This is a genomic window from Streptomyces sp. NPDC002795, assembly GCF_042888725.1.
Taxonomy (GTDB): domain Bacteria; phylum Actinomycetota; class Actinomycetes; order Streptomycetales; family Streptomycetaceae; genus Streptomyces.
Genome location: NZ_JBIAQB010000004.1, coordinates 149,441 through 165,354, shown reverse-complemented (window position 1 = coordinate 165,354; position 15,914 = coordinate 149,441). Strand labels below are relative to the sequence as shown.

The window sequence follows — 15,914 nt, the reverse complement described above, 5'->3', positions numbered from 1 at the left end:
CACTCGACGGTGTCCGCATCATCGAAGCGCGCACCCCTGACCTGCATGATGGGTACATGGATCTTCGCGTATTCACCGAACCGCAGCAGGGCGCGACCTACGAGACGCTGCTCCGCGTCGCCAAGGCCGCCGAGGACTTGAACTACGGAGCCTTTTTCCGGTCCGACCACTACCTCCACATGGGCCCCGTCGACGGCCTGCCGGGGCCCACGGACGCCTGGACGACGCTCGCCGGGCTCGCCCGCGAAACCCGGCGGATCCGGCTCGGCACGCTGATGACGGCCGGCACCTTCCGGCTGCCCGGCGTGCTCGCCATCCAGGTCGCTCAGGTCGACCAGATGTCCGGCGGCCGCGTCGAGCTGGGGCTCGGCTCCGGCTGGTACGAGGAGGAGCACTCCGCGTACGGCATCCCGTTCCCGAAGGAGAAGTTCGGGCGCCTGGAGGAGCAGCTCGCCATCGTGACGGGCCTGTGGGAGACGCCGCTTGGGCAGCGCTTCAACTACGACGGAACCTTCTACCAGTTGAAGGACTCCCCCGCCCTGCCCAAGCCCACGCAGCCGCGCGTCCCGATCCTCATCGGCGGCCACGGCGCCAAGAAGACCCCGGCGCTCGCCGCGAAGTACGCCACCGAGTTCAACATCCCCTTCGCCTCGATCGCCGACACGGAGCAGCAGTTCAAGCGCGTGAAGGCCGCGGCCGGCGAGCACGGGCGCGCCCAGGACGCGCTCACCTACTCCAACGCCCTCATCGCCTGCGTCGGCCGCACCGACGCCGAGGTCAAGCGCCGCGCCGACGCCATCGGCCGCGATGTCGACGAGCTCAAGGCCAACGGTCTCGCCGGCTCCCCCGCCGAGGTCGTCGAACGCCTCGCCGCATACCAAGCCGTGGGTTCCCAACGGATGTACCTCCAGATGCTCGACCTCGACGACCTGGACCACCTGGACCTGATCGCCTCCGAGGTGGCTCCCCAACTCAGCTGAACCGGGCCCCTCGCCACGGCCGGGTGACATCGCGTCAACCCGGCGCGTGGCGGCAGGGGCGCGCAGTGACCCGGCCCCGGTCGTGTTCGTTGACCCGGGCGGAGCCGGACCGCCCGGCACCCGCACCGGCGGTCGCTGCCGGGCGTCACGACTGCGTCAACTGCCTTCCCGCGCGGGAGGGCGAGGGCCGAGGAGGCCGCCATGTCCCAGGAAGCCGTGCCCGGTGAGGCCGTGCCCGATGAGGCCCTGCACGATGGAGCCCTGCACGATGGGGCCCTGCACGACACGTCCGCTCCGGACCAAGAGGGCGCGCCCAAGGGGCTGCTGCAGCAGATGGAAGAGCTGATGGCCGCGCTCAACGCCGACCTGACGCAGCTCGACGCCGACCTCCAACAGCCGCCCAGGACTTCGCCACCGACCGGCGAAGACGGCTGAACGGGACGCCCCCCACTGAACGAACGGGACGCCTACCGCTGAACGGGACAGCCCCGCGTCAGGCGCCCGGCCCGCCCGCCGGGTTCAGGCCGCCGAGTCCGAGTCCGGCTCCGGCGCGGGCTCCCGGCCGGCGAAGGGCAGCGCGCGGCAGTCCTCCGGGAGCCGCCTCAATATCTCGAGGATTCTGTCCCGCGACTCGTCGGCCGCGTCGATCGCCTCCATGCACTGCCAATAGGCTCCTTCCTCGAACGACTCGCTCGCCACTCCGACGAGCGCGATGCCCACGTCACCGAGCAGTACGCCGAGGTCCATCAACGCCCGGTGCACATCGCCCAGTTCGGTCAGCTGCGCCGCCCGTATTCCGCCGGCCCCCACGATCGGCGTCGCCGAACCCCCGCTGCCGCGCGCGCCCGCCTCGCTCAGCCCCAGCGCCTCGCCTCGTAACTCCCGCGGCCCCTGCATCACGAGGCGACTCCCTATCGCCTGCGCCAAGGCCTGTGCCTGCCACGCCTCCCTCATGATGTCCCGCGGATCCTGACTCTCCGCCAGGGCCCGTCGGCCGACCCCGATGAGCCGCACCGCATCCATCGCGTCCCCGTCCGTCTCCCGCCCGAACTCCTTCGTCCACTACCCAGAGTGAAGGCATGAGCGACGAAAAGCCAGGGGAAGCCCGAAATCTGTGGACACAAGGTTCGATGTGGATAAGTCGATGACTCCGGAGAGTGACAATCCGTCTCTGGGCGGGCAGTTGCCGGAGGCGCGGCGTCCGCTCTACCCGGCGCCCTCGCCCCGCGCCGGGAACCGCCGCTCGTTGCGGTCGATCTTCGCCGACAGCGCGGCCAGCGCGTCGATGCCCAGCACCTCGCACAGTTGCAGCAGATACGCGAGGACGTCGGCGACCTCGTCCTCGACACGGTGCGCCGAATCCGGGCTGTCCATCACGCGGGCCGACTGCTCGGGGGTCAACCACTGGAAGATCTCGACCAGTTCGGACGCCTCGACGCTCAGCGCGGCTGCCAGGTTCTTCGGGGTGTGGAAGGGCTGCCAGTCGCGGGCGACCGCGAACCGGGCCAGACGCGCCTGCAAGGCCGCCACGTCGAGCGGACGGCGCTCTTCACCATCGGCCGCGCGGCAGGGTTCTTCACGGTCTCCCGTACGGCAGGGATCTTCACGGTCTCCCGTACGGCAGGGTTCTTCACGTTCCTCGTTCGTCATCGCCCCAGGTCTACCATCGCGGCTCCCGCCGCCCGCGCTCCCCGCTCCGCCTCTGAGCCCTCGCCCACCGCGGCGACGAGCCGGATGTGGCCGCGGGCGCACATACGGGCGGCCAGCGCGGTGAGTTCGGCGCACTGGGCGCGGTCGAGGCCCCGGTCGAAGCCGTCGGCGAGGACGGTCAGGCTCTGGTACGCCTCCGGGACCTCGGCCGCCGCGTCGACGGCGAGCACGCGGGGCCCGGTGAGCAGGACGAGCGCGAGGGCGAGGTACCTCAACTCGCCGTCCGCTAGCCGCTCGACGGGGCTGGTCACCCCGTCGCCGCGATCCACGACGGCGCGCACGGACCCGTCGGGCGCGGTCTCGGCGCGCACGTCGGCCACCGGCCCCACGAGACCCGCGCGGGCCGCCGCGACGAGCAGCGCGTGCCGGGTCCCGCACTCGGCTCCGGTGCGGCGCAGTACCGCGGCGAGGTTGTCGCAGCCGCCGTGCAGCCGGTCGGCCGCCGCGGGAGCCGGGGTGCGCATCCGCGTGGGGTCGGGGTCGCAGGCGAAGGTGGAGCGCAGGCCGACGACGACCTGTTCGGCCGCGGCGAGCACCTTGCGCTGCCCTTCGGTGCGGCCGGCGACGCGCAGCGGAAGCATCGCCGTGCCGAGCAGATCGTCGGGGAGCGGCCCGCGGGTCACGGGCACCGAGCCCGCGGTGTGCCAGGCGGCCTGGACGTCGCGCCGGCCGGGGTCGCGCAGGGCGGTCTCCAGGTAGGTGATGTCGGGGCCGGTCAACCGTTCGCCGACGACGCGGAGTTCGGGTTCGGCCTGGACGGCCAGGTCGAGCCGTACGGGTCCCACCGGGCCCTCGACGGTGCAGCCGATGTGGAACCCGCGGCGCCGCCCCGCGTCGGGCCGTGCGCGTTCGGGAACGTAGGCGCGGGGGTCGGGGAACACGTCCGCCAGGTGAGCTCCGCCGCCGAGTCCGGCGAGCGCCGCGAAGGCGTGCAGCACGCCGCTCTTGCCGCTGCCGCTGGGGCCCGAGAGGGCGGTGAACGGGCCGAGGGGGACGATGGTGCCGCGGTGCCGGGCGAAGGCGGCGAGCCTGAGCCGGGTCACGCGCGGGCGGTCGGGGGAAGCGCCGGGGAGCGGGGGTGCGTCCGGCCGGAGCACGGTCATGGGGTGAACGTATGCGGGCCGGGCGCGCAGAACCGTTTGCGCGGGGAGGCCTTCCTACGATCGAGCGGACTATGCCTGTCGGGCTTGCCCGGACGGATGACCGACTGGAACGCGGCTACGAGACCGCCCCTTGCACCAAACCCTGGACCTCGGTACCGGGAGGGGCCAGCAGGAAGACGTTGCGGTCGACGCGGTGCATGCCGCAGCCGAGGCCGAGGACGACGCCACTGCTGAAGTCCAGGACCCGCTTGGCCACGTCGGTCTCGGCGCCGGTCAGATCGAGCAGCACCGGGATGCCGGACATGACGGTTTCGGCGACCTCGCGCGCGTCGCCGAAGACGTTGACGCGCAGCACGACGAAGCGCCGTCGCGGTTCGGTCTCGGCTTCCGGCATCGCCCGGTGGTCGACGGCTGACGGCCACTCGTTGCGGCTGCGCAGCGGCACGACCTGGGCGAGCCCCTCCCACTGTTCGTCGGTGACGTCGTGGCTGTTCACTGGCCCCACCCCGTATGGGCTCGCACTGATGTCTGCACCGCCCAATTCTTACGCGATGTAACCCGTTCGGCCCAACACCGACACGGTCCGGAGTCCGTGCGTCCGGTCACACCTGGTCACTCACACCTGGTCGACCGCGCGGGCCAACCACCGCCCCGCGTGCCGCGTGACCTCGATGGGGCGGCCGAAGCAGGACGTCATCAGGTCCTTGGTGAGTACGTCGTCCACGGTGCCGCGCGCGAGGACGCGGCCCTCGCGCAGCAGGAGGGCGTGGCTGATGGCCGGGGAGAGCTCTTCCAGGTGATGCGTGACGGTCACGGTCGCCAACTCGGGTCGTCCGAGCGCGAGTTGACGCATCGTGTCGATCAGGTCCTCGCGCGAGGGCAGGTCGAGCGCGTTGAACGGCTCGTCGAGCAGGAGCAACGCCGGGTCCGCCATGAGGGCGCGGGCGATGAGGAGCCGGGCACGCTGGCCGCCGGAACAGACACCGTAGGGGCGGTCGGCGAGCTCCTTGATCTGGAGTTCGGCAAGCAGCGCGTGGGCCCGCTCGCGCACCTCGTCGCCGTACGTCTTCCAGAGCGGCTGGACGGTGCCGCTGTGGCCGGTGAGGACGACGGTGTGTCCCGGCAGGTCCAGCGGGACGCGCTGCGAGGTGGAGACGTGCCCGATGAGCGCGCGCAGCTCACGGACGTCGACCCGGCCGAGCCGGTGGCCGAGGACCTCGACGGTGCCGGTGGTGGGGTGGTTCGTGGCGCCGACGAGCCGAAGGATACTGGTCTTGCCCGCGCCGTTCGGCCCGAGCAGCGCCCAGTGCTCACCGGACCGTACGGTCCAGTCGATGCCGTCGAGGATGACCTGGCCGGTGGTGTGACGGCGCATGCCCACGCCGTCGAGGGCGGCCACTGCACGGCCCTGGTTCTCGTTCACGGCGCCTCCTGCCTCCTACCTCATCCCTCATCGCGTACGCGTCGGAGGGTAGCTGCATGTTGCATTCATCCCGGTGGGTGTCCATTTCGTGGACGGGGCGGTCGCGTCACGACCGTTGACACCCTCACGGAGCAAGTGATCTATTCACTTTATGAGTTACGTCGATCAACCCTCGCTGTCCGAGCGCCTCGCGGACGACATAGTCGAGATCATCCGCACCGAGCGGCTCTCCCCCGGCGACGCCCTGACCTCCTCGCGCGAGCTGGCCAAGCGGTTCGAGGTGACGACGCCGACCGTGCGGGAGGCGCTGCGGCGCCTGGAGGCCATGCAGGTCGTGGAGTTCCGGCACGGGTCGGGGACGTATGTAGGGCCCGGCATCGAGCGGCGGCTGCTCGCCAATCCGCACCGGCCGCGCACCTCCCGGCGGTCCGTGCTCGAACTCGTCGAGGCGCGCCTCGTCGTCGAACCGGCGGTGGCGGCCGAGGCGGCCCGCATCCGACTCCCGCAAGGAGTCGAGCAGTTGGAGCACGCGGCCGCCAACGCCCTGTTCCCGCCCGAGGAGTCGCTGCGCCGCTCCGTGCACTTCCATGTGGCGCTCGCGACGGCCAGCGGGAACGCGCTGCTGAAGGAGACCGTCGAGGCGCTGCTCCAGGTCCGCGCCCGCGACCAGGTCGAGATCCGGCACCGCTATAACGACCGGGAACGCGACCACGCCGAGCATCTCCAGATCGTCGACGCGGTACGCGAAGGCGACGCGGCGGCCGCCGAGCGGATCACCCGCGAGCATCTGACCGCGATCCGGGACACCGTGCTCGACGCCGAGTTCCCCGACGGAGGTGAGCTCGCGTGAGCACCCAACAGCCGCTGCGGCTCGCCGAGTTGACGACCGAGGAGGCCGCCGAGGCCGTCACCCGCGCCCCCATCGTCATCATCCCCGCCGGCGCCTACGAGCAGCACGGCCCCGGCATGCCGATCGCCACGGACACCATCCGCGCCGAGCGGATCGCCGACCTCGTCGGGGCCCGGCTCGCCGGACGCGTGGTGATCGGCCCGCCGCTCCCGGTCGGCGTCTCTCCGCACCACATGGCGTTCGCCGGGACGGTGACGCTGACGACGACCACGTTCGCCGCCGTCGTGCGCGAGTACGTGGAGAGCCTGCGGCGGCACGGCTGGCGACGGTTCCTGGTCCTCACCGGACACGGCGGCAACAACGCGACGCTCACCACGGTGGCGCAGGACCTGCTGGTGTCCCATCCCGACGTGCGGTTCGCCTGGACGCCGGTCACCTCGCTCGCGTCCAGCGTGATCGCGGAGATGGGCGTGAGCGAGGTCAGCGGGCACAGCGGGGAGGCCGAGACCGCCCAAATGCTGCACCTGGCACCGGACTTGGTGCACAGCGACCGCCTGAAGCCGGGGTCCGTCGCTGTCGACGGGCTGGGGCCCGAGGCCCGCCTGGCCCGTTCCTTCTCGCAGCCGACGCTGACCCTGCCGTACGACGAGCTGAGCGCCAACGGGGTACTCGGCGACCCCACTTCGGTCACGGCCGAGGACGGCCGGGCCATCGTGGACGCCGCCGTCGAGCGCGTATCCGCGTTCATCGAGGAATGGCTCGACGTGTAAGCCCCCCCCCCGCCCCTGACACGACCCCCCTGAGCAACCCTCATTTAGGAGCCGCAATGAAGGGTCTACTTCGGCGTGCCTGCGTACTGGCCGCCGCACTCGTCGCCGTACCGTTCGCCCCCGCCCACGCCTCCCCGGCCGCCCACGACCCCACCGGCTGCGGCGCCCCCGCCCCGCAGCGGCCCGGCACCAGCGTCGCGCACACCCTGACCAGCGGCGGCCGCGAGCGCACGTACCAGCTGCACCTCCCCAACGGCTATACGTCGGACCGCAGTTGGCCGCTGATCGTCGCCTACCACGGGCGCGGCAACACCGGCGCCGGGACGGAGACGTTCTCGCGCCTGTCCACGCTGCCGGCGATCGTCGCCTACCCGAACGGCGTCGTCGGCACCGGCGACGGGGAGCGGCAGGCCTGGCAGGGCGCTCCGTACGCGGCGGCCGGCGTGGACGACGTCGCGTTCACGGGGGATCTCCTCGACTCGCTCGAAGGCTCGCTGTGCGTGAACGAGCGGCGGGTGTACGCCACCGGAAAGTCGAACGGCGCCGGGTTCACCGGCCTGCTCGCCTGCCGGATGTCCGACCGCTTCGCTGCCGTCGCCCCGGTCGCCGGCGCCTTCTACCCCGGTACCCGCGAGGGCGGCTGCGCGCCGGAGCGCCCGGTGCCCGTCCTCGACTTCCACGGCACCGGCGACACCACCATCCCGTACGCGGGCGACGCCGACCGCGGGCTGCCCGCGATCCAGGACTGGGTGCGCGAGTGGGCCGACCGGGACGGCTGCCGCACCCGTACGCCCGACGAGGTCACCGAACCCGACATCACGACGTCGCGGTGGACCGGCTGCGCGGACGGCGCGGAGGTGGCGCACGTCGCGGTCGCCGACGGCGGGCACACCTGGCCGGGCGCCGACGGCTACAGCGGCGGCGGCTATACGACGCAGACGATCCAGGCCCACAAGGTGATGTGGGCGTTCTTCCGGAACCACCAACTCCCAACCCATCAGCGCTAGTTGGAGCCGCAGCCATGACCGTACAGAGAGAGGCGCCCTCGCCCGCGGGGGCCGAGGCAGCACGGCTGCCCTTCGTCATCCGCGCCCTCGGCGTCGTCGAGCGGGCGGGGAACGCGCTGCCGCACCCGTTCTGGCTGTTCTGGATCCTGTCGGCGGTGCTCGCCGTCGTCAGTGCCGTGCTCGCCGGGTTCGACGTGTCCGTGGTGTCGCCCGCCGACCACAAGACGGTCGTCGTGCAGAACCTGCTCAGCGGCGACGGGCTCGCCATGGCGGTGTCGACGATGGTGTCGAACTTCGCCGAGTTCCCGCCGATGGCGACGATCGTGGTCGTCATCATGGGCGTCGCCGTCGCCGAGCGCAGCGGGTTCCTGTCCGCCGCGATGAAGGTCGGGGTCGCGCGGGTGCCCGCGTCGTGGGTGGTGTTCGCCGTCGCGTTCGCCGGGACGGTGGCGCACGTCGCGTCCGCCGCCGCGTACATCATCCTGGTGCCGCTCGGCGGGCTCGCCTTCCGTGCCGTGGGTCGCTCCCCGATCCTCGGCATCGTCGTGGCGTACACGTCGATCGCCTCCGGCTACGACGCGAGCCCGGTGCCCACGCCGAACGACGCGATCTTCGCGGGCATCACGACGGCCGCCGCGAAGATCGCGGGCGGTGACGACGCGTATGTGTCACCCCTGTCCAACTGGTTCTTCAACATCGCCTCCTCGATCCTGCTGGCCACGGTCATCACGCTGGTCACGCGCTGGGTGCTCGCCAAGCGGCCCGATCTCGACCCGGATCCCGACGCCGACGTCGAGGACCTGGGCACCCTGGACCTCAGCGAGCGCGAACGGTCCGCGCTGCGGCGGGCGCTGCTCGCGCTCGGCGGCGGCCTGGTGCTGGTCGTGGCGGTGCTCGCCCCCACGTCATCCCCCCTGCGCGGGGACGGCGGCAGCATCGTCCAGTCGCCGTTCATCGACGGCATCGCGGCGGTCGTGGCCGTTCTGTTCGCCCTCACCGGCATCGTGTACGGGGCGCGCTCCGGGTCGATCGCGAAGCCCGGCGACGTACCGAAGCTGATGGCGGCGGGCGTGAAGCAGATGGCTCCGGTGCTGGTGCTGTTCTTCGCGATCGCCCAGTTCCTCGCCTACTTCGACTGGACGCACATCGGCGACGTCCTGGCGGTGCGGGCGGCGGAACTTCTGGAGCACAGCGGGATGCCGATCGTCGTGGTGTTCCTGCTGATCCTGCTTCTGCTGACCGTCGTCAACGTCATGGTGACCAGCGGCTCCGCGATGTGGGCGCTGGCCGCGCCCGTCCTCGTACCGATGCTGATGCTGGCGCACGTGCCGGCCGAGACGACCCAGGCCCTGTTCCGCATCGCGGACTCCGGGTCGACCGCGATCACCCCGATGAGCCCGTACTTCGTGATGGCCCTCGGCTTCCTCCAGCGCTACCGCAAGGACGCGGGCATCGGCACGCTCGCCGCGTACACCCTGCCGCTGGCGATCGCGATGACGGCGGCGTGGACGCTGTTGTTCCTCGCGTGGTGGGCGCTCGGGATTCCGCTGGGGCCGGGGGCTCCGGTGCGCTGAACGGACATGCGCGCGATCCTGGCGACAAGCGCTCGGCCGGGAATCCCCCGGCCGAGCGCCCCCGCCAGAGCCCCGGGAGGGCTTACCTCTTCTTGCGCTGGGTCGACTTGGACTTGCCCTGGTGGATGGTCGCGCGGGTCTCATCGGCCTGCGCCTTGATGGTCTTCTGGACCGGGGCGGGCAGGCCCTTGCCGCGGAACGTGGTGACCATCTTGTCGAGTACGGCGTCCGCTTCCACGAGGTTTCCGTCCTTGGCGTGGACGCGGGCCAGGCGGCGCATGGCCCTGTTGAGGGTGATGTTGTCGAGTCCCTCGTCTCCGGTGGAGGCGTTGATGGCGGCGCTGAGCTGCTGGACGCTCTCCTTGATGTCGGGTTCGCGGACGACGAGGCGGCCGCCGCGGATGTGCTGGAAGTGACGTCCGGCGTTGGCGCCCCGGGCCAGTCGCGCGTGCGCGGCCAGCGGGTGGTTGCTGTAGCGCTCGATGACCTCCTGGAGAGCGTCGTTGCCGGTCTGGAGCTGCGGTGCGTCGGAGCCGAGGAACGTCAGGAGCTGGCCTTGGGCGTCGCCCATCATCAGTTCGCCGATGCGCTGCTCGTCGCGCGCGAGCGGCTGGCGGACCCGCACCGTGCGCGCGGCGGAGACCACCCGGGCTCCGGACGGGGCCTGGTAGGTGGCGGTCACCTTGTACAGGCCGGGCTCGCTGAAGAGGAGCCCTTCGGCGCCATAGCCGATGTACGCGCTCGTGTAGACGGCGGGCGCCGCCTCCGTGAGCGTGACGGTGTCCGCCGTGGCGTCGTGGCCTCCGCAGATGCGGGTGAGGGGCTGGAACATCCGGGAGCGGCCGTACGGGTCGGTGATCGCGACGATCACGTGGCCCGCCGCCGGCTGCAGGTCCGGTGAGACGAGGACGTCTCCGCGGCTGCCGGTGCGGCTCAACTTGATCTGGGTGACGACGGGTTCGCCGTACTCGAACGCCTCCTGGCCCTCCAGTTCCAGTGCGAGGCCCGACTCGTCGGTCAGCGGCAGCGCGAACATCTCCGCCGCCGAGATGTCCATCGCGGCGTTGGCGGCCCAGTTGCTGCCTCCCGGGATCACGTGCCGGTAGAAGCCGTGGCGCAGGTGCCGGATCTCGTTGTCGCTGAACCGGAACGGGAAGGAGCCCCAGAACGCCTCGATACCGTCGGCGGTGCCCCCCTTGTAGAGGTGCGGGTAGTTCATCCACGACACGTCGCCGTAACCGCTCCGGGGGCCCAGCGGCGCGGGCGGGTTCGCGAGGTGTTTCTCCCACGAGTGCAGCAGGTTGAAGGCGTGGCCGATCTCGTGGACGTAGGTGTGCATGTCCCAGGCCGCCCCGGCTATGCCGGCCTCCTTGATGGACTGCTCGAACACGGCCAGGCCCTGCCGGTGCAGGCCGGACACGTAGTCGAACATGATCCCGATCGTGCCCGCGCTCCCCTCGTACTTGCCCGCGACCAGGGCCCACAGCTTCCACTGCGGTACGTCGCGGTACCCGCTGAAGTTCGCCACCATCGCCGCATGCAGCTCGGCGTCGGACCACAGCACGCCGGTACCGGCCCCACTGGTGTCGAGCACGTTACGGGTCCCGGCGCTGCGCAGTTCGACGCCGGCCTCGGCGAACGCGGACGGCACGGTGATGACGCGGTGGGCGTAGCCGGGCGGCGTGGTGCCCTTGGACGTGTCGTAACTGGCGAGCTCCGTCTGCCCGATGACGGTGTCGACCTCGTAGTCGACGCTGCGGAAGTACGCGGACGTCTTGGGCAGGCTGTACCAGAGGGCGTACCGGGTGGAGTCCGCGTTCTCCACGATCAGCCAATGGGCCGAAGGCGCCGACTGACCGACCGGGGTGAGGGGGAGCAGGATCCGGAGCTGGGTGAGTTCGGGCGACGGGGTGGCCCACGCGAGGTCCTTGCCCGTGACCATCACGTACGTGTCGGACCACCGCACCGCCACGCTGGTGGAGCGGAAGGAGTTGGCGTAGGCCGTGGTGCCGCCCGCCACCGTGAAGAGGTCGCCGCTGATCGTGGACAACGTGCCGACGCTGTCGACGTCGACCCGTACGTCGACGGTCTGGTCGGCGTTGGTGGCCCGGTAGGTCCCGGACACCGGCAGGTACGGCGTCGCGTAGGACGCGGGGAGCTTGCCCAGGCCGGTGGTCAGTGAGGTGAGCGCGCCCGATTTCTCCACGCCGGTACGCCAGTTGAGGATGAGCCCCTGGTCCCCCTTGATCAGCAGGGAGCGGCGGACGTCGCCGGACGCGGGCGGCAGCGCGACGATGTGGTCGAGGTCTGAGCGGAAGTCGGCCGGGAGCCGGGACCAGCCCGGTGCGTCCGCGTCGGGCCCTTCGGTGATCAGCGCGTTCCGCTCGACGGGCGCCCAGACGGTGGTCCCGTTGTAGGTGATGACGCGATTTCCCTTGAACAGGTAGGTGCGCGGCTCGTTCGCCGCCGAGTCGGGCGCCTGGAGCAGGACGTCCACGTTGGACCGCCACTCGGCCGGCAGCCAGAACAGCATGTCCAGCTGGTTGTGCTGGACGACGCCGGTACCCACGCGGTAGGTCAGGCTGTCCGTGCCGGTGATGAACAGGTACTGCTTCGCCCCGTCCGTGTGCGCGGGCAGTTGTAACACCGCGTCAGGAAACAGAGCGAAGTCCTGGTACTGGTACTGCCGCAGGTCGCCGAACTGTCCCCCGTACGCGTCCGGGGTGGCCTCCTCGAAGAGCAGCGATGCGTCGCTGATGCCCGCGGCCCTGTTGGGCCGCAGGAACATCGCAGACCACCCCTGCTCGGTCGGGCACGCCACCGCGCAGCGGAATCCCGTGGACTTGGGCCTGAGGAATGCCATGGGCATCCCCTCTCTGGAAGGTCGCGGCTTCACACACGCGACGCCGGGCCCTCACCTCAGCACCGAGGCACCCATTCCCCCAGACCCGCTACCGGCCAACCCGCCCCGCCCCGGGCGCCGTTCAGCGGACACCCGACGCGACACCACGGGCCCGGACCCGACCCACACTTCTCGTCGGCACCCGCCCCCACCCACCTGTGACCGAAGCCGACCGAACCTGTCCCTGGACGCACGGCCTCCGGCACCCGACGTCCGGAGACCGGACAAATTTCCGACCGAACTCGACGAACGCTACGTCCCCAGCCCCGTCGGTCCTTCGAGGGCCTGCAGCGTCCCCCCGGGCAGCCGGTCGTTGCCCCAGCTGCGCTCGATGTAGCCGATGATCCCCGCGACGTCCTCGGCGGGCACCCGCTCCGGTTCGCCGTGTTCGAGCGGGTCGGCGTGGAAGATGTAGAGCCGCGAGGCGAACTGGTCGAACGGCAGTGACGCCTCGCCGAACCGCTCGCCGTTGCCCGCCGTGGAGACGACGACGCCGTCGCCCCAGTCCTGGCCGCTGTCGTTGTTCGGGTTGAAGAAGTACACGCGCATGACGTCGTGCGGGTCCGGCGCGACCCGCAGGATCGTGATCGCGTGCCAGCCGATGTAGCGGGCCGCGCTGTCGGTGACGGCGACGCCGGCCGGCTGCGGATGGATCAGCGGCTGCTCGCCGTTGTACGTCGGGTGGTAGCTCGCGTGGAACTGCCGCAGGAACTCGTCGAGTTCGACCAGGTTCCCGGTCGCGACATCGACGTTGATGTGGAACCCGCGGGCCGTCCACCAGCCGTGGAACTCGGGGTTGACCCACCGGTGCGGGTCCCCCGGCCGCCCGACGCAGCGCCGCCCCATCTCGGCGTAGATCCGGTCCAAGTGGGGCACCACGAGCAGCGATACGGGGTCCAGGTCCGTCGGCAGCGTGCTCGCCACTCCTGTCCCGCTGTCCTTCGACGAGATCGGCTGACCCTCGAAGTGCATGAGGATCTCGTCGTCGCGGGCGGCCCAGACCAGCACTTGCAGCAGGTAGTCCGGGTCGTTGTAGGCCCACATCGACAGCGCTCGGGCCGACTGGCAGGTGGGGTTGTCGCCCTGACCGACGCCGAGCGGCAGTCCCAGCATCGAGAGCACCCCCGCGACGAGCCGTGCCCGCGGCCCCGGCGTCTCGCCGAAAGCCGCCGTCAGCCGCTCGCTCGCGACCGGGGAGAGTTCGAGCGCCAGTTGGCGCCACAGCGCGGGCACCACCGGCGGCTCGTAGAGGATGCCGCGGTCGAGCAGCAGCGCGAGACCGTAGATGCATTGCGCGGTCTGCGGGTGCACGGCCACCTCGATCAGCCGGTGCACCAACTGGCTGTAGCGCAGCAGGCAGTTCCGGCCGGTGTCGGAGAGGCCGAGCGCCTCACCGACGAGGTAGAGGTGCTCGCTCTCGTGCAGCAGGAAGCGGAGCAGTTCCGCGTGGTACGGCGACACCAGGCCGGTGTCGTGCATCGCCCGCGCGAACCCCGTCGCCTCGTACTGCAGGCCGCCGGCGTCCAACGCTTCGAGACGGGAACGGAAGACGTCGACGCCCGGGTCGTCCCGGCACGCCTCGGTGGTCCCGAACAGGCTCGTGATGAGCCGGTCGATGCCCTGCCCCGACGAGACGCCGAGAGCGACGTCCGGGTCGTTGCGGTAGACGGAGATCCGGGTGATCAGGGCCTGCACCGCCTCGACCTGGATCGGACGCTGGCGCAGGATCCGCCAGATCTCGTCGACCAGGTTGTCCAGGACGCTGTCGTAACCGACCTCGTCGGCGAGGTGGCGGAACAGGTCCCGGACGAGCTGCGCGGTCCGGCCCTGCTGGACCCGCTCCGCCTCGCTGGGCGCGCTGAACAACAGCTCCAGGTTGGCCGCCAGCACCTGGGAGAGGAACTGGCGGGCGTCCTCGGCGGGCAGCGTCGGGTGCACGAAGTCGCCGCGGGCGACGGCGAGCATCCGCAGCTCGCTGGTCGCCTCCATGACGACGGTGTCCGCGTCTCCGCTGTGCAGGCCCGGACCGACCAGCGCCGGGACGAGGATCTCCGGTGACGCCCAGTCCGTTCCCTGGAAGACGCCGGCTTCTTCCAGCGCCTGGGCCCTGGCCTGGACCGCCGCGGCGCCGCCCGGCTGCATGAGCACCCGCCGCAAGGCTTCCAGGACCCGCCGCAGCTTGGTGTGCTTGCCGAACTCGCGGGTTTCGGCCATGGCCTGGATGGCATCGTCGAGTGAGGCCGCACGCTTGTCCAGCGTCGTGGCCTCACCGCTGACGTCGACGGTCGGTTTCAAAGGGTTTCCCTCGGGTTGGCCTCCTGCGTCCACGCGGTCGTCAGACGTAGAAGTCGAGCTCTTCCTGCTTCTTCAACAGGTCGCGCATGCGGTAGGGGTCATCACCGAAGAAGTACACCAGACCCCAATGGGTGCCGAACGCGGTCCTCTTGGTGACGGTCTCCTCAAGTGGTGTCGAGAGGTCGTGCGACTCGTAGTAGTCGTCGTCCTCGGTCTCCTCCGGGATCTCCAGTTCGCTGACGACGCGGCGGCGCGGGTAGACACCGAAGCAGCCGGCGACCCCGGACGCGTCGACGACCTCGCGCGGGAAGAAGGCGTCGATCTCCTCCTCGGTCGTCTTCGGGTCGAAAGCCAGAACCAGCGCATGGTAGGCGTTGAACCCGTATGCCCGTTCCAGCAGTTCGAACACCTTGAAGCCCGGCGGCCGGTAGGCGACTTCACCGAAGTACATCTCGCCGTCACTGGTGACGAAATACTCCGGGTGCACGAAGCCGAACTCGATGTCGAACGTCTTGATGAGTTTCTCGATCTGCGCCGTGATCTGCGGGCGGTACCGCTCCAGTTCCGGAGTCGCGGGGACGAACACCGAATATCCCAGCGTGACGTATTCGGAGATGTTGAGGAACTTGATCTTCCCGTTGTGCACCCATGCCTCGACCGCGAACTCCCAGCCGTCGAGGTGGGATTCCATGAGGACCGGGAACTCCTCGTCCGGAATCGTGTCGACTTCGTCCGGAGTGCGGATGACGCGGTGCCCGAGGCATCCCGCCTTGTCGAACGCCTTGAGGTGGATCGGGTCGTTCGGGTCCCCGTCCAGCTTGAGCAGGGTCTGATTGACGCGCTTGAGGAAGCGGGTCACGTCGTCCCGGTCGTGGGCCTCCTCGAAGATTCCGACCCGGATGCCGCCGAGCTGCGCGCGGCGCTTCATCAGCGCCTTGTCGCGCAGCAGCATGGCCTGGCCGTACAGACGCGGGTTGCCGAGGAGGACGGAGTTGATCGCCCCCGCCCATTCGACCGTTTCCTCGTACAACGGGATCGCGACGTCGACGCCCTCACTCTGAAGAGTCTCGGCGATCTCCATGGAGCGGTCGTTGAGCCGCTCGAAATTCCACGGTACGTAGGGAATATCGTGCTCGACGCAATACTCCTCGGCCCACTCCGGGGCCACCACGACATATCTCCGATCGAATCGGTCCAGGGCTTCCACTGCATTGAGACTCCAGCCAAGAAGTGCTACGTAGCCCTTGTCCGGGTTCCTGGTGGCTGTTTCGCCCTGTGTCATAGACCGGTTTCTCCTTCG

General features: G+C 70.4%; 14 protein-coding genes. 6 read left to right on the top strand and 8 right to left on the bottom strand.

Translation table 11 applies throughout. The annotated features are described in order from the left end of the window. Positions 1-56: 56 nt before the first annotated feature. Both ACFYWS_RS13950 and ACFYWS_RS13945 read left to right on the top strand, forming a co-directional pair. The gene (locus ACFYWS_RS13950) at positions 57-980 is read left to right on the top strand and encodes an LLM class F420-dependent oxidoreductase (RefSeq protein WP_389274526.1); all 924 of its coding nucleotides are present in this window, start codon (positions 57-59) and stop codon (positions 978-980) included. Between the two features lie 201 nt (positions 981-1,181). Beyond that, positions 1,182-1,415, top strand: a complete 234-nt coding sequence (locus tag ACFYWS_RS13945) for a hypothetical protein (protein ID WP_389274522.1) — start codon at positions 1,182-1,184, stop codon at positions 1,413-1,415. A gap of 84 nt (positions 1,416-1,499) precedes the next feature. On the opposite strand, the gene ACFYWS_RS13940 is transcribed toward ACFYWS_RS13945, so the two are convergent. From ACFYWS_RS13940 to ACFYWS_RS13920, 5 genes are all read right to left on the bottom strand, one after another. After that, entirely contained in the window at positions 1,500-2,003 is a 504-nt protein-coding gene (locus ACFYWS_RS13940) for a DUF6099 family protein (RefSeq protein ID WP_389274519.1), read from the bottom strand. A gap of 183 nt (positions 2,004-2,186) precedes the next feature. Further along, a complete protein-coding gene (locus ACFYWS_RS13935; protein WP_389274516.1) occupies positions 2,187-2,510 on the bottom strand; it encodes a nucleotide pyrophosphohydrolase in 324 nt (107 codons plus the stop codon). A 116-nt stretch (positions 2,511-2,626) separates the two neighbouring features. Next, a complete protein-coding gene (locus ACFYWS_RS13930; protein ID WP_389274513.1) occupies positions 2,627-3,793 on the bottom strand; it encodes an ATP-binding protein in 1,167 nt (388 codons plus the stop codon). A 115-nt stretch (positions 3,794-3,908) separates the two neighbouring features. Continuing rightward, the gene (locus ACFYWS_RS13925) at positions 3,909-4,289 is read right to left on the bottom strand and encodes a cell division protein SepF (protein ID WP_389274510.1); all 381 of its coding nucleotides are present in this window, start codon (positions 4,287-4,289) and stop codon (positions 3,909-3,911) included. Between the two features lie 120 nt (positions 4,290-4,409). Continuing rightward, the gene (locus tag ACFYWS_RS13920; protein ID WP_389275666.1) at positions 4,410-5,168 is read right to left on the bottom strand and encodes an ABC transporter ATP-binding protein; all 759 of its coding nucleotides are present in this window, start codon (positions 5,166-5,168) and stop codon (positions 4,410-4,412) included. Positions 5,169-5,367: 199 nt separating this feature from the next. On the opposite strand from ACFYWS_RS13920, the gene ACFYWS_RS13915 reads away from it, so the two are divergent. From ACFYWS_RS13915 to ACFYWS_RS13900, 4 genes are read left to right on the top strand one after another with little or no spacing between them, the layout of a single operon-like run. Continuing rightward, entirely contained in the window at positions 5,368-6,066 is a 699-nt protein-coding gene (locus tag ACFYWS_RS13915; protein ID WP_389274507.1) for a FadR/GntR family transcriptional regulator, read from the top strand. Continuing rightward, the gene (locus ACFYWS_RS13910; protein WP_389274504.1) at positions 6,063-6,836 is read left to right on the top strand and encodes a creatininase family protein; all 774 of its coding nucleotides are present in this window, start codon (positions 6,063-6,065) and stop codon (positions 6,834-6,836) included. Before ACFYWS_RS13915 ends, ACFYWS_RS13910 begins: the two co-directional genes overlap by 4 nt. Before the next feature lie 56 nt (positions 6,837-6,892). Next, on the top strand, positions 6,893-7,843 hold the full coding sequence (locus ACFYWS_RS13905; RefSeq protein WP_389274501.1) for an alpha/beta hydrolase family esterase: 951 nt from the start codon (positions 6,893-6,895) through the stop codon (positions 7,841-7,843). 14 nt (positions 7,844-7,857) lie between these two features. Then, a complete protein-coding gene (locus ACFYWS_RS13900) occupies positions 7,858-9,417 on the top strand; it encodes an AbgT family transporter (protein ID WP_389274498.1) in 1,560 nt (519 codons plus the stop codon). 82 nt (positions 9,418-9,499) lie between these two features. Here the strand turns inward: ACFYWS_RS13900 and ACFYWS_RS13895 are convergent, their stop codons facing one another. The 3 genes from ACFYWS_RS13895 to ACFYWS_RS13885 form a co-directional block, all read right to left on the bottom strand. After that, entirely contained in the window at positions 9,500-12,280 is a 2,781-nt protein-coding gene (locus tag ACFYWS_RS13895; protein ID WP_389274495.1) for a hypothetical protein, read from the bottom strand. A 291-nt stretch (positions 12,281-12,571) separates the two neighbouring features. Further along, positions 12,572-14,614, bottom strand: coding sequence for a hypothetical protein (locus ACFYWS_RS13890; RefSeq protein ID WP_389274492.1), 2,043 nt, complete (start codon positions 14,612-14,614; stop codon positions 12,572-12,574). Between the two features lie 40 nt (positions 14,615-14,654). Then, a complete protein-coding gene (locus ACFYWS_RS13885) occupies positions 14,655-15,785 on the bottom strand; it encodes an acetyl-CoA carboxylase biotin carboxylase subunit family protein (protein ID WP_389274489.1) in 1,131 nt (376 codons plus the stop codon). Positions 15,786-15,914: the final 129 nt, after the last annotated feature.

What these genes read in the sequence shown, in the direction of transcription:
- ACFYWS_RS13950 (WP_389274526.1), top strand. Translation starts at nt 57, where the DNA reads ATGGATCTTCGCGTATTCACCGAACCGCAGCAGGGCGCGACCTACGAG.
- ACFYWS_RS13905 (WP_389274501.1), top strand. Translation starts at nt 6,893, where the DNA reads ATGAAGGGTCTACTTCGGCGTGCCTGCGTACTGGCCGCCGCACTCGTC.
- ACFYWS_RS13940 (WP_389274519.1), bottom strand. Translation starts at nt 2,003, where the DNA reads ATGGATGCGGTGCGGCTCATCGGGGTCGGCCGACGGGCCCTGGCGGAG.
- ACFYWS_RS13900 (WP_389274498.1), top strand. Translation starts at nt 7,858, where the DNA reads ATGACCGTACAGAGAGAGGCGCCCTCGCCCGCGGGGGCCGAGGCAGCA.
- ACFYWS_RS13945 (WP_389274522.1), top strand. Translation starts at nt 1,182, where the DNA reads ATGTCCCAGGAAGCCGTGCCCGGTGAGGCCGTGCCCGATGAGGCCCTG.
- ACFYWS_RS13915 (WP_389274507.1), top strand. Translation starts at nt 5,368, where the DNA reads ATGAGTTACGTCGATCAACCCTCGCTGTCCGAGCGCCTCGCGGACGAC.
- ACFYWS_RS13930 (WP_389274513.1), bottom strand. Translation starts at nt 3,793, where the DNA reads ATGACCGTGCTCCGGCCGGACGCACCCCCGCTCCCCGGCGCTTCCCCC.
- ACFYWS_RS13920 (WP_389275666.1), bottom strand. Translation starts at nt 5,168, where the DNA reads ATGCGCCGTCACACCACCGGCCAGGTCATCCTCGACGGCATCGACTGG.
- ACFYWS_RS13895 (WP_389274495.1), bottom strand. Translation starts at nt 12,280, where the DNA reads ATGGCATTCCTCAGGCCCAAGTCCACGGGATTCCGCTGCGCGGTGGCG.